The sequence below is a fragment of the Marinifilum sp. D737 genome (genome assembly GCF_026672275.1).
In the GTDB taxonomy this organism is placed as follows: domain Bacteria; phylum Bacteroidota; class Bacteroidia; order Bacteroidales; family Marinifilaceae; genus Marinifilum.
Genome location: NZ_JANQCD010000019.1, coordinates 69,071 through 91,298, shown reverse-complemented (window position 1 = coordinate 91,298; position 22,228 = coordinate 69,071). Strand labels below are relative to the sequence as shown.

Here is a 22,228-nt window from a genome sequence, read left to right as displayed (position 1 = left end):
GTTCATTTAAACCATTTACATCTTCCTATTCTTTCTCTGTGTTACCCGGTGTACTCTGTGGTTCTTTTTTTTTAACCACGGAGAGCACGGAGTTACACGGAGGTTTCATTTAAACCATTTACATTTTCTTATTCTTTCTCTGTATTACCCGGTGTACTCTGTAATTCTTTTTTTAACCACGGAGAGCACGGAGCTACACGGAGGTTTCATTTAAACCATTTACATCTTCCTATTCTTTCTCTGTGTTCCTCTGTGACCTCGGTGGTTCTTTTTTTAACCACGGAGAGCACGGAGTTACACGGAGGTTTCATTTAAACCATTTACATTTTCTTATTCTTTCTCTGTGTTTCTCTGTGACCTCGGTGGTTTAATTTTTCTTTATTTATCACTTCATTTTTTAACCACGGAGAACACGGAGTTACACGGAGAGCTTATTTTACTCGCATAATAAATGCCAATACGTAATAAGGTACGCTTACTTTATGATCGTGATTTCCATCTGAAGAAATGCTATGCGTATGTGTATTAGGAGAATTTGAACCTGCTTCATAGGTGTCCATTTTCTTGTAAAAAACTCTTGTATTGTCACCATCCGTATCATCTGAACCAACACCTTGTTCAATATACTCATAGCCATAATCGGAACCACTTCTCTCGTCATCCTTACCAGAATCTTCAAGGTAATAATAGTTCTTATACTTATGTTTATGAGCTGGCATATCGCTTAATTTTAACTTGTAACCGCCTGTTGTTCCTGCATGGGAATGATTGCCATTTGTAGTAGTACCAATATCAGATGGTGAATTGCCTATACTTCCTCCTGAATTTCCTGCTGCAAAACCTCCTTTTCCAGGATAGCTGCCCACAATAAATCGTCCTCGCAAATCTGGAGTAAGCTTTCCATTCACAGTTTGTCCATTACACAAAGCCCAACCATCGGGTACTGTTGTTCCATTCCACATGATAATTCCACCCACAGGTATTTGCCCGGTAGTCCAACTGTCTTTTTCTGCCTGACTTACAAATTGTTTGTTGGTATTTGTGGCAATCATATCAGCCGAATGTGTTGCCGGGTGAGTATAATGGTTTGCACCTGCTTGAATTCCTGCCAACTTGCTTTTATCTGCATTGGTATAATCGTTTGAAGAGAGTTCCGAGCGATTGGCTTTATTGTTCCAATTGGCTTTTTCCATGTCGCTTACAAAACGATGATTGCCATCTTGTGTAATCATGTCAGCCGAATGTTTTGAAGGATGTACATATTTATTGGCTTCGCTGGCAACACCATCCAGCTTGCTCTTGTAAGTATTGGTAAAATCGTTACTCGATAAATCTTTGCCTGATACCTTATCTACTTTATTGTTCCATGCATTCTTTTCTGACTGACTTACAAATTGATTGGTAGAGTTGGTATTGATTTCATTAACATTGTGGGAATGTACATTTTCAGCATAGCGTTCCTCAATTTTTGAACCCGAAACTTTCACAATATCAATTCCGGCAACCACTAATTTTTCTGAAAAAGTTGCATTTGTACTTGTTATATCTTTAGCATTTACCTCTCCACTGGTTTTAATGCTTCCTATAGTATTTACACCTCCGTCACCAACAAAAGCAGCTGTATTGCTAAGTACTTCCTTGGCTCCAATTTGAATGGATTGGTTTGCCAACAAATATTTTGCAGAAACCGAACCATTGGGTGCAGATATTGCAGAAGCTGTTGCGGATTTGGCATTTGCATAGCTACTAATGATCTGACCTGAAGTATTCACTCCGCCTTCTCCAACAAAAGTGCCTGTATTATCTATTACTTTTTTACCTGAAACAGAATAATAATTGGAATTTGAATTGGCTACAGTTAATTCATTGGTTGCTAACTTATCTATTGATACGGATTTTGTATTAAAATCTCCGGATATTAAAACCATTCCACTATTCCCGATCGCCAATTTGCTGTCTCCTGCAACATCGATATCATTACCAATGATCACATTTTTACTTCCTTTATTTGTACATCCTGCACCATGTCCAATAACAACATTATTTTTCCCTGACTCATTGTTAAAAGCAGCCGAATCTCCTACAAATACATTTCTTTTTGTGTAAGTGCTATTGTATCCGCTTCGATATCCAACAATAATATTATTGCTGTTATTCGATCCTGGTTTAGAAAGGCCAGCTTCATAACCAATGGCAACATTATTTGTACCTGAATTTGCAGCAGCAGCCTTGTATCCTATAGCAATGCCTGAATTTTGTTCTCCTAATTCCATTGCCGAAAAACCTACTGCCACCGATTTTCCTGTAGCGTTTCGTCCTTGCATGGCTTTACTGCCAAGAGCCACATTTCTTTCGCCTTTAAATTCGCCACTAACATTTCCTGCCACATTAGGATCTCCAATTGATTCTCCAGCCTGATTTCCAATAAATACATTGTCGGATATATTTTCAGAGCTTCGCCCCGCAAATTTCCCTACCAATACATTTCTTTCACCTCCTTTATAAAGAGTATAACCGGCATTGTGTCCTAAAAGGGTATTATCCTTGCCATTAAACTGTTTGTCCTTTTCGTGTATCCCAAGTATTACATTCAATGAATCTGTTGCATTAAACTCATAATATGAAGTTTCCAGGTCATCGTAAATAAATTTATAGGCCTGATTCCATTCTCCATAATCATACAATTTATTTCCATCTGCATCAACCAATCCATTTTCCATTTTGTAACGAACTCTCGTCCACTGGTCACCATCCTTCATTTCCGAAGTCCAATTCTTTACAATCGTATCAGTGGCATACTGTCTGTCAATTTTATTGGCGTCCATGGCATTGTAAGCCTTTCCTTTATAAATCACAAAATCCTGACTCAACTGTATCCCTCCCAACTTACTGTGAGTTCCCAAAGGCAACTGATAATTATTTGCACTATTTTCTATGCCATCCAATTTGGTTTTTAATTCGTCGGTAAAATTATTATCACTTCTTGTGGCACCATCTTCAATATTATCAAGTTTCTGCTTTAGGGTATTGGTAAAATTCTTTTCGGTATAATTGAGCGTATCAAGCTTTTTTTTCATTGTATACACGGTGTCCGATAATACAGAATGCTTTTGTTCAATATCACTCATTCTATTTTCGTGCTTTATTCTGTCCAGATTATGAACTTCAGCCAAAGAATCAATCTTTTTTATTAATTCAACTTTATAATTTTCCACATACTCTCCCAACTCTTTATCTCCGGCATCCATTTTCAGAATCAAAGCACTATTAATGTCGGTAATGTATTTTCTTAATACTTGTGTTGAGTCATTTAATGCAGTTTCCAAGCGTAGTAATTTTACTTCAAAATGATTCCTGATGCTTAGGGTAGAATCTTTAAATTCTGAATAGTTATTATCTACCTTTGAATTTAATTGGACAATTTCATCATTAATGTATGCGTTGGTAAACTGAAATTGATTATTCATATCGAACCTAATGGCTTTTGCAGTATCTAAAAGTTCGTTGGTTTTTAAGTTATTAATATGCATAAGGCTTTCCTTTACGTCCGATCTAATCTTGAAAGAAGTGTCAGAAAGTTCTGTTCTCATTCTATTTTCAAGATCATTAATCTTAGTACTTAAATTAAACTCATTTGAAGAAAGAGAGTTTTTAAGTAAATTCAGCTCTGCATTTCTCTCCTGCCTAAGAGTTATTGCCGTATCTCGCAAACTATTTTCAAGCAAACTCAACGGAACTTCTGATTGTAGTAGATTATTTGCAGAATCATACAATAAGCCTTCTCCAACAGAATAGTTGTAACAAGCATCAATTAAATAAGCAAAGTGTATCGCCCCTGGTGCATTCCCATTCCGAAAATGATTTTTAATCTCCTGTTTCTCTTGAATGCTTTGTGCATTTACAAGCGGAAGTGCAAAAAACAGGACAATTATTAAGCTGTAGATTTTCTTCATGTTAATTTAAATTAAACTTCTTGTTTTAAAAAAATAGTCTTGGATTATAGCTTTACGATTTTAACCACATCTCTATCGAATTTTGAGTAAATGATGTTTAAGTAATAATGTCCGGCAAGCAAGCAATCCAAATTTAACTCAAGCTCATCGTCCTTAATTTGTGAACGAAAACTTTGTGGTTTTCCGGCCGTATTAAACAGCACCAATCTCTCCACATCTTGTTTTTTCTCGGCAGGCAAATGTATCCAGCAGCGTTCTCGTGTTGGATTTGGTGCTGCTATCAGCAATTGACTTTCTCCTTTTTCTTCGCACTCCAATTTTACTGGCAATACAAATGGACTTAATTCAATTTCCGTCTTATTTTTATCATATGCCGTTACACTTTCTGCCTTAAACTCAATAGTATATTCACAATTATTTGCAATAAGCTGATAATGTGTTTCGGGTTTAATCACAAAATCTATGGAAATAGGTAATTTATCAAGTTTAAGACTCTTTTCTCTCCCCTTTAATGTAAGAGAGTACAATACATAAGAACTTTCGGTTCTTTGAATTTCATAATATTCCTCCTTTTTTAAACCCAATTGATCAGACTTAGCAGATACAAACACAGAATCGGCATAAATCACATCAGGATCGAAACTTAATTTGTATGTTATGCCATGCATTCCATTGATATGTTCAGTATCAACTCCAAGGGCAGCATGGCTACTAGCAGTTGATTTGCCAATTTTAACCAAGGAAGAAACACTTGCTTTCACACTTTGAGAAAACGAAGTATGAACCAAAGCTGACAACACTACTAACAAAATCAACACCAATACATTCCTACTCTTCATTTTAAAGTATATTTATCTTTATCAAAACAATAAAATTAAATTTTGGTTAAATGTTTATTTAACAAATCTACTCCATTTATTATTAAGACACAAGAGACAAAATCCAATCATTCCTTACACGCATTAAATCATATTATGGTTTAATCTTACGAAACATCACAAAAATTAAACGTTTCAGAACGATTTGACTTCTTTTTTAATTTATATTAAACTACCAATTCTTAATAATAAATTAACATTAGAGGTGAAACGAAGCCTTAGGGAATTGAATTTTATGGCATTAGAAAAAATTAAAAAGCCACTTCGTCCCTATTAAAAGATTCGAAAGGAATTGAGTGGGGAGAAAAATTGGTTAAAGGAGAACTGGAAAGACATGACAGTAAAATACAAAGTCACCGAAAAAATTTAACCATAATTAATCCATTCATTTATGGTGTAAATTTCTATAGTTATCTGTTCTAAAAAACGTACTTATATTTTTGCAAAAACATACTTATGAAATTAGCAAAACGTAAGCATGTTTTTTTAGCTTTATAATTACACTTGATTATCGGTAACTTACAAAAAGAACGCGCAAATATAGAATACAAAGCCACAAAGCGTCGAAATGTACAAAACCAATAAGAAGAAAAACACAATTTCTACCCCAAAATTTACAATGTCCGAAAGATCGATTTGGGTACATTATGTAGAGATATTAGCAAAACAAGCAGTTTAAAAAAGCAATAAGCAGAGTTCGACTATAAATATGCTCACAGTTTGAAATGATTTTGAATTTCAGCTTTAAAAATAAATACTGATATTACATTCAACAGACAGCATGTATTTTAATAAGGGTGAATTATTATCTATACTTCATCCACATCATTTAATCCTACATATTTACGCTCCCTGCAAGTTAATAATTGATAGCCCCTATTATATCTACAACAAAAAAAAGAGGCCCGAAGACCTCTTTTTATTACTGACTTATAACAAGAAAAACCTTATCTAAGACTCTTTTACTTTTATCACTTTATCATTCTTGAGAGTCTTTAATAAACTGTAACACATAATTAGCAATACAATTGCAAAGGGTAAGCCAGTTAAAATTGTAGCCGTTTGTAAGGCAGCCAAACCACCTCCAATCAGCAATACAATTGCAATTAAGCCTTCCATTGAGGCCCAAAATATTTTTTGTCCAACAGGAGCATCCAATTTTCCTCCCGTGGTTAATGTATCAACCACCATAGACCCACTATCGGAAGAAGTAACAAAGAAACATGCCACCAAAATCACCGTTAGTAAGGATGAAACAAATGGCAATGGGTACTGCTCCAGCAAATGGTAAATTGCCGTAGCAATATTGGCATTAACTGCTTCCGATATCTGAGTATTTCCAAGTAATTCCTGGTAAATGGCACTTCCTCCAAATACCGAAATCCATAAAAAAGTCAATAATGCCGGTACAAACAGTACACCCAAAACAAACTCACGTATGGTTCTACCTTTAGAGATACGAGCAATAAAAATGCCTACAAATGGCGACCATGCGATCCACCATGCCCAATAGAAAATGGTCCATGAGTTTTGCCAGTGAGTACCTTCTTTAGCACCAATATATGATTCGGTCCAGAAACTCAACTCCATAAAGTTGCTTAGGTAATAACCCAAATTCTGAACAAATGATTTCAACAAGAATGCAGTTGGACCAATCAACAAAACAAAGAATAACAAGAGAAGTGCCAAGCGCATATTTATCTCGCTTAAGCGACGAATCCCTTTGTCAAGCCCCAAAATCAGCGAAAGCGTAGCGAATAAGGTAATTACCGAAATTAAACCAATTTGCCAGGTGGTTCCGTACTCCACGTCGAACAAATAGGTTAATCCTGCATTTACCTGCTGTACTCCAAAACCTAAGGAGGTAGCCAAACCAAATAGAGTGGCAATAACCGATACGATATCGATAATATCACCAATTGGTCCATAAATCTTTTCTCCAAACAAAGGATAAAAGACTGAACGAATGGTTAGTGGTAATTTTTTATTGAAAGTAAAATAGGCAAGAGCCAATCCTACAATGGCATATACTGCCCAGGCATGAAATCCCCAATGCAGAAAGGTAACTCCCATGGCCGATTTGGCAGAAGAAACCCCTTCCATGGCGAAAGGATTGTTATCGAAGTGAAAAATTGGTTCAGCAACTCCCCAAAACAACAAACCAATACCCATACCAGCACTAAACAACATGGCAAACCACGATGTCATTTTAAATTCAGGTTTTGCATCCTGACCTCCCAAACGGATTTTCCCAAATTTACCAAAGCCCAGAAATAATGTAAATCCCAGGAAAACATTCATGAGCAAAACGAACATCCATCCCACATTGATCGAAACAACAGCTTGTGTTTCCGAAAACCAGGTTGCCATTGGTTTCCCTACAATTAAAGTAGTGGCCACCAAAACAAATACAACCAGGAAGGAAGACACAAATACAGTTCCGTTGGCTTTTATGCCCCAAAATGTTTTCTGATCGGAACGAACATACTTCTTCTGATCATCAACACTTATGGATACTGCCTTGGCTTGATCCTTTTTTTCAATTTTTTCTTTTAAACCCATATATCTATAATTCATTTGTACCGCTTAGAAATAATACCCCACATTCACATTGAACCATGAATGCCATTCAGGATTTGCAGCTCCCCGGCCGAAACCATATTCATTGGCTGAATCACCAAATGCACCCCATGGACCTAACCAATCCTGATTTTTACCCGACGCATAATCGATATAGGTATAAATTGGACCAGCTTTCACCATCATCCCCAATACATTCATTTGGGTATCGTTGAATTGAGAATTGCCTTTTTTCATGTAGTTATAATTGTCATACACTTGCACCGATTCAATTGGTCCCCATTCCACAGGTATGGTATATGCAATACCTCCACAAATAATACTTGCTTCGCTGGCAATATCATAAGTGTAATTGTAGGCAGCCATCTTTATCAAATCATTATCGGTACCCTTATAATCGTATCGGGTTAGTTCAAACTTTACATCCAATCTTTCATCTTTAAGAAAACGACCGTGATAATGAAGCGCGAAGGCATTGTAGTGATAGTTCTTATCTTTTACATGGTTTCTGTATCGAGCCAACTGTGCCGAAAAACCGATTTCCTGATTGTTGAATTTGCGTGCTGCACGAAAGTTGAATTGCCCATTCTCTTCGTTATCGCCGGCTAAGTCGTATGAGTATCGTGCCAGATCAACCGCGTTTCCTTCTGATCCGTTCGAAAAGGTTGTCCACGACCTACCTCCCTCAGCATTCTTATAAAATGCAAAGGCAAAATTCCATTTGTTCGTGTCGAACACATACTTTAATCCTGTATCGTAATCATCTTCCAGCCCTACATAGTATGGAAGATTAAAGAACCAGGAGTGTGAAGCAAAAGGCTGAATTCCAAATGGAACCTGATGAACTCCCAATTCTAAATGTGAATTATCATTGAAATTATAGCCAATAAATCCATGATGCAGCATGCCGCCACCAAATTCTGACGGATAGAAACGATATTCGGCATCCAGATACAACTTCTCATACCTTGCTTTAGCATTCAAACGAAAAACATCAAGCACAGCATCTCCGCCTACATCCTTATTGTTTTCATCCCAATCCTTGTATCTGTAATTAAAACGAAGGGCTCCGCCGATCTTAACATCCTTATTTTTTTGAGCTTGCGTAACATTAACAATGACCAGCAATGCCAATAACAATTTAATTCTTCTTAAGAGAGTTTCTTTCATAATTCAAGTTTATCTTATCCAATCCTCAACCATCTATCCCTTGACAATATGAAATAAAGAACGAAGAGTGCAGATTTAGTTTCTGCGCGACAAATCTAGAGGAAATTTTATTTCTATACAACACAATTGTCAAATAACACACTATATATAATCTAACAAGCAATCACAACACCCTGTATTTGTGTACATTCCAACCCTCTCCCTTTTGTTCAATTTAAATTACTCACTTCTATCTCCATCAATTAATTCGTGTAAAACCATTTTTTTTCTCTCCATCTGCATTTGTGAAATGAAGCAATATTAGGACAGAGTAAAGATGACTCTGTATGATTTGGAGTGGGTAATTCTAAAGAAGTGCCTTAAGTATTTTAGGTTCTATATGGAATTTAGCGGGTAACTAAAGCAACCTTTATTTGATGAAAAATTATCCTATGATTTGTTATTTTAACTTGACTTTGCTCAAGCCGCATGGCTTTTACTTTCTCCATTGATGAGAAAGTAAACAAAGAATCTAGGGTGTGTAAGCTCAAACTATTTATACTTGAAAACTTTAAGTGCGGCGGCGTGATCTTCGAACAAGTTCTCAGCTTCCCCGTCTTACTAAAAATTTTTCTGCGTCTAATTAGCTCGACCTTCCAATACCCACATGGGTCACTGGAACAAAATAACGGTCAAAACAATAATTCTAAAGAATGACCCACTATAAATGATACAGAACCGTATTTTAAGTACTATTTAGTAACTCACCCATTAAAAACCATATAGCACCATTAATATTAACCTCATTAAAATTAAGGGCACAAAAAAAAAAGCCATCACATTCATGATGGCTTCCTATTCATATCTTTATTTTTCTACATCTCCAGATTCTCTTCTTCCGAGTTCAGCTCCTCTTTAATGATATCCTCTGCAGTAAGCACTGGCGAAGCTTCCAATTCTTCAATCTCAAGCATGTTTACAAGAATTTCCAGAGTCTCTTCAATTCTTTCCAAATCCGTATCAGGAATCTTCTTCAATTTCACAGCCAATCGTTGCTGCAATAAATCTGGTGTATTTTTTAACAGCTGATCTCCCAAAGATGTCAAGGCAATTACGGTAGTTCTACGATCACCGGTTTTTGGCAAACGAGCAAGGTAACCCTTCTTTTCCAATCGACCGATAATCCCGGTAACAGTGCTTGAATTTAGATTAAGGTGAGCACGAATAGATTTTTGAGTAGCCTGATAGTTTGTCGAACTTTTTAAATACTCCAGACATAAAATCTGTGGAATACTTACCCCATGATCCTTCTGAATCTTTTTAGACTCCAGGTTAATCGATCGAACAATTCGTCTGATCTTGATAATAATATTCTTGTAATCCATATTATACCATTTAAATTTCAGTCCCGATAGCTATCAGGAAAACTTGGCGAAACTGCGAAATATTAAATTAAAATGTCGATATATAATTAGTTAGTTATTTGGAGCAACACGAACAAATGGCTCATACCAATTATTAATCGGTATAAATCTATTGTTAGAGACTCTGCTTCGCCTACAAAAGTAAGCAATCCTTTAGAAATATAGCTTACTACTTATGCTGAGGTTTTATTTTTTTAGCATCCTGTAAACAGAAATATCGCTTTAGAAAAAAAGCTAACCAAATAGATACACCTATAAAATCATAAAACTTATATTATACCCTTACTTATAAACTGAGTTAGATAACTTACTTACAAATTCTTCAGCCGCCATTTCCAGATATTTCCCTGCATTTTGCATGGAGTCCTGCAAATCTTTTGCGTAAACCGAAGTTTCGGAGATATAATCAACTTGCATGTCATTTTTTTCTTCTTCTGACAGATCAACCAAAGCACAAAAGAGCGCCAACTTCTGACCTTCCAATGAATCCAACACTCCACGAATTACTTTCCCCGAGAAGGTTTGAGAATCCAGTTTGCCCTCTCCTGTAATGATCCAATCTGCTCCTTTAATTTTCTGATCAAAGTCTGCCTCATTTTTGATCAGTTCAATTCCCGAATTCAAGTGTGCTCCCAGGAAAAGAATACAGCCTGCACCTAAGCCTCCTGCAGCCCCTGCTCCTTTTATATTCTGCAAATCCAGTTGAAACTGAGATTTCACCACCTCATTAAAAACAATGAGACCATTATCGAGTTCCATTACCATTTTTGAGGATGCGCCTTTTTGGGGTGAATATACATAAGCAGCGCCATTTGGTCCATATAGTGGATTATCCACATCACAAGCCAGCTCGAAGTTTACCTCTTTAATTCTGGGATGAACTCCTGAAACATCTATATTTTCGATCTTTTGCAAATCTTTACCAATTCCCAACAACTCTTTATTATCCTTATCAAAAAACCGATATCCCAATGCCCTGGCCATACCCATACCCGCATCGTTGGTAGCACTTCCTCCTATTCCCAATATAATGTGTTCCACTCCTTTCTCAAGTGCATCTTTTATGAGCTCACCCGTTCCGTATGTACTTGTTTTTAGCGGGTTTGCCTCCTTATCGCTTAGCAAGCGAATTCCTGAGGCTTCAGCCATCTCGATAAAAGCAGTCTTCTTGGCTTTGGAATACAAGTAAGAAGCATTGACTTCTCTCCCTAATGGATCGTTCACATCCAATGAAATCATTTCTCCATCCAGATAGTATTGCAATACCTCAATGGTTCCATCACCACCATCTGCCAAAGGCAGCTTCTCCATTTCAATATCAGGTACATGTTTTCTGATTCCTCTCTCGATGGCATCACAAAACTGAAGCCCGGTTAAAGATCCTTTAAATTTATCGGGAGCTATGATTATTTTGGTCATTTCTTTATACAATTATCTATTTCGAAAGATATTGAATTACTTTTACAGATATAAAAATTCTATAATTAAATATTTGGGTTATATATGATTTTTAGTGGGTGAGTTACTAAATAGTTTTTAAAGTACTTACAATTAAAATGTATGGTATAAACATTACAATCATTCATTTAAGCTTATATTGAATAAACTGATTAAAAAAGCATTATCATACCAATACTTTAAGTACTCCAAGTATTCTAAGTACTTTAGGCACCTCTTTAGAATTACCCATTATAAATCATACAGCACCAATATTAGTATCATTCACAAGAAACATGAAAGGAATACAAGATTACTATCCAGACCATTTTGCACAATGCTACGGATGTGGAAGATTAAATGAACATGGTCATCAACTAAAGACATATTGGGACGGAGAACATACCATTACCAAATTTGTCCCTAAAGAATATCACACGGCAATTCCAGGCTTTGTTTATGGAGGCATGTTGGCTTCTGTAATTGATTGTCATGGAACCGGCTCAGCTGCACTGGCATTTGCCAAACAACAAAATATCGACTTGTGTGAGCACAATGCTCCAAGATGTGTTACCGCTTCATTACAAGTAAAATATTTAAAGCCAACACCTATTGATGGTGAAATTGAAATAAAAGGTACAATTGCTGAAATTAATGAGCGTAAAGCAACTGTTGTTGCAGAACTTTATGCTGGCGGCAAACTTTGTGTAACAGGTGAAATTGTTGCAGTATTGGTACCTGATAATTTTGGGGAATAAAGGCATAACAAAAGGCTATTCACATCAGTTGAATAGCCTTTTTATAATTTTTGCAATTATTTATTCGTTTAAAATTCCACCGGTTAATCGAACCAATGAGGTTCTGGATTGAATCAAATTGAAAATTGCATTTAATCGGGACAAAGCCACATTCTGATAGCCAATTTGAACATCACGATAATTGAAGGAATTAATACTACCCGATTCGTATTTGTCTTTCGAAATAGACAAGTTCAGTTCTGCGGCTTCCAAATTCTCTTCTGCCAATAAATACAACTCTCTCCTGACCTGGTACAGCTCATAGTTTTGCGCTAAGGCATTCGTTAGCGTATGCTTTAAATCCTCTGTTTCAATTTTCCCAATCTCTTCCTGGATTTTTGCAATTTGCAATGCCCTACGATTCGAATTCCCATTAAATATCATATAACTCAAACTAAGGTTGGCATACAAATTATGAGAATCTGTTGTACCGGAAGACATACCATCCGGCTTTGTTCTAATTCTATTCCCTTGAACTCCTGCTCCAAAATTCAATTTAGGATAAAAATTACTTCTTGCCAGCTCCACATCTCTCCTCAAAATCATTTCCTGCATGTAACGATTCTTTAAATTGCTGTTATTCCCAAGCATTTCATCCAATAAACTGGCCAATTGATATTCGTCGCTCACCGGCAAAAACTCATCCGAAAACTTGTAGATTTTACTCTCTTTAACACCCAATAAAAAGTTCAAATCGCGCACTGCATTATTAAAATTAACCTCTTGCAATAAGTAGGATGAGCGATCTTCGAGCCAGGCATTTTTCGATTGCAAAACATCGTAGGTAACTGCACTTCCCAGCTCTTTGCCAATCTTACTCTTTTCATATCTGTCTGAAGACAGTTTCATAATTTTCTCACTTACTTTCAACCTTTCCTGTTCGAGTAAGATTTTATAATAAGCCAGTATAATCAACTCAATTCTATTTTCAATTGCTATCAGCGTATTTCCTTTTGAGAGTTGTTCCAGATCGTCGAATTTATCCTTTCTGATTTGCACGGCAAAACCTTCAAAAAGTGTCCAATTCAAATCCAGGGATGGAATTACACTCAGCCGGGTAAAATCATTGGTGTCATTATAATCTTTTATTCCTCTTCCTTGAAGGTTAAACTGAATTCGAGGATATCGATCAACATTTCCCCACGAATTATTCAATTCGGAAATCTGCTCCGATTTACGGATGATTTTTAATTCATAGTTGTTTTCCAAGCCAACCTGAATGGCCTGTGATAAACTCAACTCCTCTTGAGCTACCAAACTCAAAAGCAGCAAATTAAACAATAGGCTTAATGATATCTTTTTTATCATTTCAATCTAATTTTACTTTTGATTCTTTTACTCTAGGCTCCACATCTCTTGGGTCAATTTTATAGCCTTCCCAAATCTGTTTTGAATATCGTTTCAAATCATTCAATATCATGATTAAAACAGGGAAAAACATCAAAATAAACATCGTACCAATTAGTACTCCATATGCCAATGCAATAGCCATTGGAATCAGGAATTTTGCCTGGAATGAATTCTCAAGAATAAGTGGATACAAGCCCACTGATGTGGTAATGGTTGTTAGAACAATGGCTCTAAACCTTGCTTTCCCTGCCTCTTTAACCGCCGTAACCGGAGTCATCCCTTCCTGAATTAAGGAATTGTATTTAGACAGGAATACCACAGCATCGTTGATAATAACACCCGATAAGGCAACCATGCCCCAAACACTTAGCATCGAAACAGGAAATCCTTCTACTCCATGTCCCCAAGCTGATCCTAAAAATCCTAAGGGAACCATCATCAAAACGATGATACCTTGAGTAAAACTTCGGAAGTGAATCATCACAATAAAAATGATAATCATGAATGCAATTGAAAAATAGAGCATCAATTCCTCAGCATCCTCCCTCGAGCGTTTTTGTTGCCCTTGATACTCAGTTCTCACTCCTGGAAACCTGTTATCCAATTCAGGGAAAATATTTGTCTCCACATACTCCAAAATTGGTGGAACAGGTTCGTTTGGATCCAAAAGTTCGGCCTCAACCCTAATCTCACGAGATCCATTATAACGTTGTATACTCACAGGTCCACGCTGTATATCATACTCTATCAGTTCCGACAAAGGAAATGCTCCTCTGGGAGTTCGAATTCTCATGTCCTCCATCTGTCCGATAAATATCCTATCGCTTTTAGGGTATCTAACCCATACCTTTATTTCATCTTTTCCTTCCTGCAAGCGCTGGGCTTGACCTCCAAAAAAACCTTGCCTTATCTGTGAAGTAATGGTTCTAATATCCATACCCAAATAATAGGCTTTTGGTTTTAACCTTAGCCTCACCTCTCTACTGCCAAGTGGATTATTGTCACTAATGTTATAAAGAGATGCCATTTTTCGAAGTTCATCCTGGAAAAATTGATTGGCACGATTTAGCTCATCCAAATCGCTTCCCAATAAACTTACCGAAACCGGTGCTCCCCATCGGTTAAAAGCTCCAATGGTAAATTTCTCAGCTTCGGGCACTTTGCCAATTTTTGCTTTTACCCGGTTTGTGATCTCAAAACTGGATATGGGTGCTCCTTCCATATCTCGAAGCATAACCCACATATTTCCTGCATGCGGACCATTTTCCTGTCCGCTAAATGATGAACCTGTAGATACTCCAGTATATTGAATATAACTGATTGTATCATTGTATTCATTCATGATATCATCGTTCACTTCCCATACTGCTTTCTCAAAATCTTTAAGGTAGGCAGTAGTAATGTCTTTATTGCTTCCTGGCTTAAATGCTACATTAATATTGAACGAATCGAAAGGCATATTCGGAAAGAATGTACTCTTAATTATGCCACCGCTAAACAAACCATAGGTTATTAAGATTAAAGCAATAGGTGTAAATACTACAAACCATCGCCATTCAACCACCCAATTTAAAACATCTGCATAAACCTTGTCACGCATAAAAACGATACCTCTTTCAATTTTGGCTCTGAATCGATTGAATGCATTCTTGTTTTTCTTCACATTTAAAACCACATCGTTCCCAACATGGCTTGGTAAAACAAAGAAACTTTCGAAGAGCGATAAGAAAAGGCAAGCACAAACTACAAAGGCCATTTCGTAAAGAAATTCCATATTTCCTGTTACCAGGAGTAGTGGTGAAAATGCAACCATGGTTGTCGTAATTGAGGTTAACACGGCAGGTATTACCTCCAAGGTTCCATCTATGGCCGCTCTCCTTGGACTTTTGCCTTTTTCAAAATGAGAGTAGATATTCTCTCCAATAACAATTCCATCATCAACCAGAATACCAATAATCAAAATCATTCCAAAAAGAGAAATCATATTAATGGTAACACCCATTAAATTGGCAATAATAAACATTCCAAGAAAAGATGCCGGAATTCCCCAGGCAACCCATAATGCCAACCGGAAACTTAAGAACAATGCCAGAGCAATTACCACCAAACCCAGTCCGTAACCACCATTTTTATATAGAAGATCCAACCTGGATTTTAGCATGTCAACAAAGTCGAAAGTCACAATTATCTGTGCATCATCATGACTGGAATTGAATTCTTCTACATACTGATTACAGAATTCTGATATCTCTTTTAAATCTTCATTATTCAGTTTGTTTACAACGATGTAAACGGCCGGATTTTGATTCACATAGGTAGAATTTGGAACATCCTGAAATTGAAAGTGTATATTTGCTACATCTCTAATTCTAAGATAACTTCCATCAGGATTTGCCTTTAAAATAATTTCTCCAATTTTATCAGGATCTACTGAACGATTTCTACTTCTAATTAGAATTTCCTCAACCTCATTTTTTATGGTTCCGCCCGAAATGTCAATATTATTGCTGGCAATGGCCCGTGATATTTCACTAAAGGTAAGCTTGTACCTTCTTAAATTTTCCTCCTTGACTTCTACCGATAACTCTAGGCTCGGAAAACCTGAAAGGCTGATCTGCGACATTTTTTTGGATCGAAGCAAATCATCATATACCTCATCGGCATATCTCTTTAAGGTCAACAATTCCACATCTCCCGTAACAACCAAGTTAATTGCCGGAGTTGTTGACCTTCGTTTTGCAATTACTGCTTTCTCGGCTCCAGTTGGAAAACTCGGAATTCCATCAACCGCATTTTTAATGTCGGCCAAAGTTTCATCCAAATCATATTCTCCCGTAGTGGTAATACTTACCCTCGAAAAACCTTCGGACGAAATAGAATTCATTTCCTTAATGCCCACAATTCCACGAATGGCATCTTCAATTCTGGAGGTTATCCCTTCCTCTACCTCCTTCGGACTAGCTCCAGGATAAACCATAGAAACAGTAATGGTTTTAGATTCGGTTTGCGGAAAAAATGATTTTTTCATGAATACCAAAGAGGTGATTCCGGCAATTAGCAACAAGGCAATAATCATCTTTCCGTAAAACGGATACTTTACAAATCTTGTAACAATTTTTTCCATCTCGTAATATCTGATTTATTACCAAACTATTGCAGCTGAACCTTCATATTCTCAGTAGCTTTTACCGGCGGTTCAACCACAAGCATCTCACCTTCTTTCAGTCCATTAAAAATCAAAGAGTTTTCATTTCTTTTTAAAACATTAATTCTTCTCGATTTCATTATGTCATTTTCCAATACATATACTTTGTTGGAACTAAAAACTGCAGTTCGAGGAATTTCCATTGCTTGAGCAATCTTTTTGCCATTGAATCGAGCTGTTAAAAATTGTCCCTGATACAATTCTACATCACCAGTATTATATAGTTTAACGAAGACAGAAACAGATTGAGTTCCTTGATCCACAAACTCAGATTTACGAACCAGCTTACCCATACAAAGCAATTCTCCATTGGAATCCAGAATTTCTACCTCATCATTTAGTCTCAACCATTTAATATCTTCCGACTCAATTGGCACTTGTAGTTCCAACTTATTGGACTCAATAATACCAGCCAATTTTGAGCCCATTCCTGCTACCGATCCTACCTGCGTATTCACCTCTACAAAAGATCCATTAAAAGGTGCATAAATATTTCTCTTTTCAAGCTTCACTTCGGCACTTTTAATGGCATAATAATCACCCAAAATATTACGGCTAGCCATAAACACCTTTTCCTGCGTAGTTTTGACCTTTGGCAATTCCGGAATATTCTCATCCAAATGAATAGAATTGAAGAAACTCATCCAATTTTCAAAGCTATCAGCATAATCAACCTTGATATCCGGAAGGTTTTCAGCCAACTTGTTTAAGAATCGACTTTTTTGTGCACGCAAATCCATTTTTGCATCCTTGTCGTAAATCTTAATCAACAAATCTCCCTTTTTAAATTTTTGACCCACTTTTAAAGGCACTCCTGCCTCAACGATTCTTCCCGCTACTTCAGAACTTAAATTCACTTCCAGACTAGATGCCAACCTCCCTTTTTCAACAATAGGAGATTCAATATAGGAGTACTGAACTTTCTGGATTTTTACCGTGGGTAGTTTGTTATTATCGAGATTTTTGGCAGGATCTTCTTTCAAGCCTTTAAGAAACATTGCCAAAAACATTGCGATACCCAATGTGACTAGTACAAGAATGACAATTACAATTTTCCGATTCATAGAACTTATAGGTTAAGTAAGTGGAGTTTTTACCAGGGCCTTATAAAGTTATAAATATTAGCTTAATAGGAAAATTAATCTTTGCGATTGGAAATAAATTTCTTAATGAAGCATTAATTTTTCTTTTAAACGAAATACCAACTTCTTTCCTTTTGTTTCTCTTTAAAATACTGATGAGATTACACGAAATACCAAAAATATTTCCATTTTTGTGCCTCCTAAACTTATCTTTGCAAAATGGATCAGGAAAAATACAATAGAATCAAACAACAGTTGCTGGATTCAACAGAATGGCCTTCGTTGTACATGTTTAAATTCATTGTACCGAACAACGACGAGAAATTAAATGCAGTAAGAAATTTATTTCCAAAAGAAACCGAATTCTCCTATAAAACCTCAAGAGACATTCGATTTATTGGTGTAACAGTAAAAATAATGATGAAGTCGGCCGAAGATGTAGTTGAAATATATTCAAGGGCACAAGGCATTCGAGGAATTATGGCATTATAAAATGAAACGGGCATGATTAAAAAATGCATAAGCTGATATAAAATCAGCTTTTTTTATGCCCTTTTGTGAATACAATTACAGCTTGAACATATTCGTTTTCAACACAAACTTGATAATGATCTATTTTTTTTTACTTTTTTTCCTCCCCTTCACTAAGTCTCAAAATACCAACAATAATAAGCCTTCCAGGAGTTTCAACAAATAACCTCCAATAAAAAACTTGTTATTTTTTCACATACTAGTATGTACTGGTAGTGTTTTTTTATATATTTGCTGCAAAGGTTTTCATTAAAACCTGGAGATTGGATAAATGAAGTAGAATTTTAATTGTTCACAGGTTAACGTTCATTCCCATGCAAACAACAACCGTTAGACTAGTTTACAGACATTCTCATCGCGGATTATTTGAATGTCTTATTTGTTGATACCTCATCATATTATTGAAATAGCTACCAACTATTTCAATACCACCTCAAATTAAGCCAATTAATTTATATAGAAAACTATTGGAGTAATACTACCATCGTAGTATCTAGTGTAATACTTTAGGATTAAAATTATGCACCAATAAGTTTTTGCCAAACGAAGAAATAAAGAAAACAGGGAAAGCTACCAACAATCCCTGTTATCAAATATTAATCGTTTGTTGTTCTGAACGCTTAAATAAAGAACAACAAAACTAACTTTTAACGCATCTAAATTTATGAAAAAAAATGCAAAAACTGTTGTGCGGAATACGTTCGTGCAAAAGGGCTTGGTTTCATGGATCATGAAACTTTGCATCCTGGCTGTTTTAGTTGGCCCTCAACCGCTTCAAGCAGCTGGATCTATGAAAACCAATGCAATCCAACAAAACCAGAAAACCATTACTGGTAAGGTAGTTGATGAGCAAAACCTACCATTAATTGGTGTTAACATTCTTGTAAAAGGAACTACCCTTGGTACAGTAACCGATTTTGATGGTAATTTCCAGTTAGATGTTCCTGCAAATGGAGTTATCAAATTCTCATTCATTGGCTATGTAGATCAGGAAATTACAATTGGCAATGAAACTACTTTAAACATCGTTCTTAAAGAAGATGTTCAGGGTTTAAACGAGGTGGTTGTAGTTGGTTATGGAACCCAGAAAAAATCGGATTTAACTGGTGCTGTTGCATCTATAAAAGCCGAAGATTTGGCAAAAACTCCATCTTCTAACCCTGTTAATTCATTACAAGGAAAAGTTGCCGGGGTAACCATTACTAAATATGGTGGAGCTCCGGGTGCAGGTTCAAACATTACTATCCGAGGAATTGGTACTATTGGTAACAACAATCCATTGTACATCATTGATGGATTACCAGGTTCAATGTCATTGCTTAACCCTGATGATATTGCTTCTATTGAAGTTTTGAAAGATGGAGCTGCTGCTGCAATTTACGGTTCTCGAGCTGCAAATGGTGTGGTTTTAATCACGACCAAAAAAGGAAAAGCTGGTAAAGTAAATGTTGATTTTAACATGCATGCAGGATCATCTCAGGCAATTGATCAATTGGATCTATTGAATTCTGAAGGATATGTAGCAATTCACAAAATGATGTACGAAAATGCTGGTGAAGCTATTCCTGCTTATACAACTGATCCAATTACAGCTAATACGAATTGGCAAGATGAAGTTGCGAGAACAGCTATGCAACAATTCTATAATGTTAGTATTAACGGTGGTAATGATTTAGGTTACTATGGTATTTCAGGTAGCTGGAATGATGAGGAAGGAACTCTTATTGGCAGTCAATTCCTAAAAAAGACTCTTCGTGCAAAACTTGGAATGGAAAAAGGTCGCTTAAAAGTAGATGCAAATATTTCATATGCAGAAACCAACTCTGAGAGTGCAAAATTTTCAATTAGTGATACATACAAGCTTACACCATTAATTTCTCCTTTCGATGAAGATGGCAATGTACAGTTGACACATGGTGATATGCCTGCCAACGCCAATCCTTATGCAAATCACATCAATAAAAAAGGTGAAAAAGATTTACAATATTTCACTGCAAATATTACTGGTCGCCTTAAAATTACAGACTGGTTATCATATCAGGTAAATCTAGGCTTAATCAACAGTAACGATATAGAATGGAGTTATCACCCAAAATTCCAACGTAGTCCAAAAGATGGTGAAGATTGGATTTATTACGGAGAAGAACGCAATAATTATCGCTCACAAATCATGGAGCACTTGATCAATTTCAATAAAGATTTTGGAAAACACACTGTAAGTGCTGTTGCTGGTTATACAGCATCTAAAATTACCAATAATTGGATCGGTGCAAATGTTACAGGTAAAAAAACAGTATATTCTGCCGAAGATAGTAATGTAATAACAAATGATATTCCGGCAGGTTTTCTTGATCCAAAATTCATGACCTTAAATGGTGGTGAAGGTGGTACATATAGCGCCTCAGGTAGCAATAACAATTACACCCGCACATCGATTTTAGGACGTGTAAATTATTCATTTGCCAGCAAATACCTTGTACAAGTAACTGCTCGTCGCGACGGATCTTCTAAATTTGGTAAAAATAACAGATATGGAACTTTTCCTTCTGTTGCTTTAGGATGGAGAATTACCGAAGAAGATTTCATGTCATCCTATGATTTTATTGACAACTTAAAATTGCGTGCTTCTTGGGGTAAATTAGGTAACGAAATTACACTAGGTTTATATCAATATGAAGCATTAATTTCTTCAGGAACCGACTCTAACACCGGCTCAGTTAAAGGAACCGGAGCTAATCCTTGGACAGGAAGTATCGCATGGGATTTAGAAAATGCTGATTTCAAATGGGAGACTACTATTTCTAAGAACTTAGGTTTAGATTTTGCTTTATTTAATTCAAAAATCACTGGTACAGCAAATTATTACAATACGACTACTGAAGACATGTTGGTTGTTAATAAACTTGCACCCTCAGCAGGTACTAACAATCCTGTAGTTAATGTTGGAGAAATTGAAAACAAAGGTTTTGAATTGGAACTTGGATATCACAAAAGCCAAGGTAATTTCACCTTTAATATCAATGGAACATTAACCACAATGAAAAATGAAGTTTTAAGCCTTGCTGATGCAAATCAATCACTATTTGGTGAAGGCTTAAAGTATGGTGATTCACATTTCCCAACACAAACCAAAGTTGGTACTGAAATTGGTGCTTTCTACCTGTACCAGGCTGATGGAATCTTCCAGTCGATGGATGAGGTTAATGCTCATGTTAACTCTGAAGGTAAATTATTACAAAAGAATGCAAAACCTGGAGATATTCGTTTTAAAGATATGAATGATGATGGAGTAATAGATCCTAAGGATAAAGTATATTCCGGAAGTGGAATACCTGATTTCACCTATTCTTTAAGCTTTGATGCAAAATACAAAGGATTTGACTTCTCTATGATGTTCTATGGTTCACACGGAAATGATTTATACAATGGTAATCGCTACTATTTGGAGAATATGTCAGCAGGTCAGAACTTTCTTGCGTCTACATTAAATGCATGGACCGAAGATAATCGAAACACAAGCATGCCGAGAGCTGTTCTTGGTGATCCAAACGGTAATACTCGTGAATCTACAAGATATTTGGAAGATGGTTCATTCTTAAGATTGAAAAACATTGAATTGGGATATACATTACCAAAAGATGTAATTAGCAGAATTGGACTTACCAAATGTAGAGTGTATGTAAATGCTCAAAACATTTGGACTAGTACAGATTACTCTGGTATTGATCCTGAAGTAGGACGCGGAGGAGTTTTGAATCAAGGTATTGACCGTAGCTTCTACCCAATCAACAAATCATTCTTTGCTGGAGTTCAATTATCATTCTAACCAACAACCGAAAAAA

12 protein-coding genes are annotated in these 22,228 nt (G+C 36.2%); 3 read left to right on the top strand and 9 right to left on the bottom strand.

The window, feature by feature from the left end:
• Positions 1-431: 431 nt before the first annotated feature.
• The 6 genes from NQ163_RS12570 to NQ163_RS12545 all read right to left on the bottom strand — a co-directional run bounded on the left by NQ163_RS12570 (position 432) and on the right by NQ163_RS12545 (position 11,403).
• Positions 432-3,953 carry a tail fiber protein gene (locus tag NQ163_RS12570; RefSeq protein WP_268190662.1) on the bottom strand — a complete coding sequence of 1,174 codons (3,522 nt, stop codon included), beginning with the start codon at positions 3,951-3,953 and terminating at the stop codon, positions 432-434.
• 44 nt (positions 3,954-3,997) lie between these two features.
• Entirely contained in the window at positions 3,998-4,792 is a 795-nt protein-coding gene (locus NQ163_RS12565; protein WP_268190661.1) for a hypothetical protein, read from the bottom strand.
• Between the two features lie 990 nt (positions 4,793-5,782).
• Entirely contained in the window at positions 5,783-7,408 is a 1,626-nt protein-coding gene (locus tag NQ163_RS12560) for a BCCT family transporter (RefSeq protein ID WP_268190660.1), read from the bottom strand.
• A gap of 9 nt (positions 7,409-7,417) precedes the next feature.
• On the bottom strand, positions 7,418-8,581 hold the full coding sequence (locus NQ163_RS12555; RefSeq protein ID WP_268190659.1) for a hypothetical protein: 1,164 nt from the start codon (positions 8,579-8,581) through the stop codon (positions 7,418-7,420).
• A gap of 854 nt (positions 8,582-9,435) precedes the next feature.
• Complete coding sequence (locus NQ163_RS12550; protein WP_268190658.1) at positions 9,436-9,945, bottom strand: MarR family winged helix-turn-helix transcriptional regulator; 510 nt, start codon at positions 9,943-9,945, stop codon at positions 9,436-9,438.
• 321 nt (positions 9,946-10,266) lie between these two features.
• Positions 10,267-11,403 (bottom strand): glycerate kinase, encoded by a 1,137-nt coding sequence (locus tag NQ163_RS12545; protein WP_268190657.1) that lies wholly within the window; start codon positions 11,401-11,403, stop codon positions 10,267-10,269.
• A gap of 314 nt (positions 11,404-11,717) precedes the next feature.
• Between NQ163_RS12545 and NQ163_RS12540 the strand changes: the two genes are divergently transcribed.
• The gene (locus tag NQ163_RS12540) at positions 11,718-12,179 is read left to right on the top strand and encodes a PaaI family thioesterase (protein ID WP_268190656.1); all 462 of its coding nucleotides are present in this window, start codon (positions 11,718-11,720) and stop codon (positions 12,177-12,179) included.
• Positions 12,180-12,239: 60 nt separating this feature from the next.
• On the opposite strand, the gene NQ163_RS12535 is transcribed toward NQ163_RS12540, so the two are convergent.
• Genes NQ163_RS12535 through NQ163_RS12525 form a run of 3 tightly spaced genes read right to left on the bottom strand, consistent with a single transcriptional unit; the run spans position 12,240 to position 17,837 of the window.
• Positions 12,240-13,526 carry a TolC family protein gene (locus tag NQ163_RS12535; protein ID WP_268190655.1) on the bottom strand — a complete coding sequence of 429 codons (1,287 nt, stop codon included), beginning with the start codon at positions 13,524-13,526 and terminating at the stop codon, positions 12,240-12,242.
• A gap of 1 nt (position 13,527) precedes the next feature.
• Positions 13,528-16,692 (bottom strand): efflux RND transporter permease subunit, encoded by a 3,165-nt coding sequence (locus tag NQ163_RS12530; protein WP_268190654.1) that lies wholly within the window; start codon positions 16,690-16,692, stop codon positions 13,528-13,530.
• Positions 16,693-16,718: 26 nt separating this feature from the next.
• Positions 16,719-17,837, bottom strand: coding sequence for an efflux RND transporter periplasmic adaptor subunit (locus tag NQ163_RS12525; protein ID WP_268190653.1), 1,119 nt, complete (start codon positions 17,835-17,837; stop codon positions 16,719-16,721).
• Positions 17,838-18,074: 237 nt separating this feature from the next.
• On the opposite strand from NQ163_RS12525, the gene NQ163_RS12520 reads away from it, so the two are divergent.
• Together NQ163_RS12520 and NQ163_RS12515 are read left to right on the top strand one after the other, a co-directional pair.
• Positions 18,075-18,347, top strand: a complete 273-nt coding sequence (locus NQ163_RS12520; protein ID WP_268190652.1) for a DUF493 family protein — start codon at positions 18,075-18,077, stop codon at positions 18,345-18,347.
• Between the two features lie 703 nt (positions 18,348-19,050).
• Positions 19,051-22,212, top strand: a complete 3,162-nt coding sequence (locus NQ163_RS12515) for a SusC/RagA family TonB-linked outer membrane protein (RefSeq protein WP_268190651.1) — start codon at positions 19,051-19,053, stop codon at positions 22,210-22,212.
• Positions 22,213-22,228 lie beyond the last annotated feature (16 nt).

Bases quoted from the DNA above. Each gene is read 5' to 3' on its own strand.
- NQ163_RS12570 (WP_268190662.1), bottom strand. From the start codon at position 3,953: ATGAAGAAAATCTACAGCTTAATAATTGTCCTGTTTTTTGCACTTCCG.
- NQ163_RS12565 (WP_268190661.1), bottom strand. From the start codon at position 4,792: ATGAAGAGTAGGAATGTATTGGTGTTGATTTTGTTAGTAGTGTTGTCA.
- NQ163_RS12560 (WP_268190660.1), bottom strand. From the start codon at position 7,408: ATGAATTATAGATATATGGGTTTAAAAGAAAAAATTGAAAAAAAGGAT.
- NQ163_RS12555 (WP_268190659.1), bottom strand. From the start codon at position 8,581: ATGAAAGAAACTCTCTTAAGAAGAATTAAATTGTTATTGGCATTGCTG.
- NQ163_RS12550 (WP_268190658.1), bottom strand. From the start codon at position 9,945: ATGGATTACAAGAATATTATTATCAAGATCAGACGAATTGTTCGATCG.
- NQ163_RS12545 (WP_268190657.1), bottom strand. From the start codon at position 11,403: ATGACCAAAATAATCATAGCTCCCGATAAATTTAAAGGATCTTTAACC.
- NQ163_RS12540 (WP_268190656.1), top strand. From the start codon at position 11,718: ATGAAAGGAATACAAGATTACTATCCAGACCATTTTGCACAATGCTAC.
- NQ163_RS12535 (WP_268190655.1), bottom strand. From the start codon at position 13,526: ATGATAAAAAAGATATCATTAAGCCTATTGTTTAATTTGCTGCTTTTG.
- NQ163_RS12530 (WP_268190654.1), bottom strand. From the start codon at position 16,692: ATGGAAAAAATTGTTACAAGATTTGTAAAGTATCCGTTTTACGGAAAG.
- NQ163_RS12525 (WP_268190653.1), bottom strand. From the start codon at position 17,837: ATGAATCGGAAAATTGTAATTGTCATTCTTGTACTAGTCACATTGGGT.
- NQ163_RS12520 (WP_268190652.1), top strand. From the start codon at position 18,075: ATGGATCAGGAAAAATACAATAGAATCAAACAACAGTTGCTGGATTCA.
- NQ163_RS12515 (WP_268190651.1), top strand. From the start codon at position 19,051: ATGAAAAAAAATGCAAAAACTGTTGTGCGGAATACGTTCGTGCAAAAG.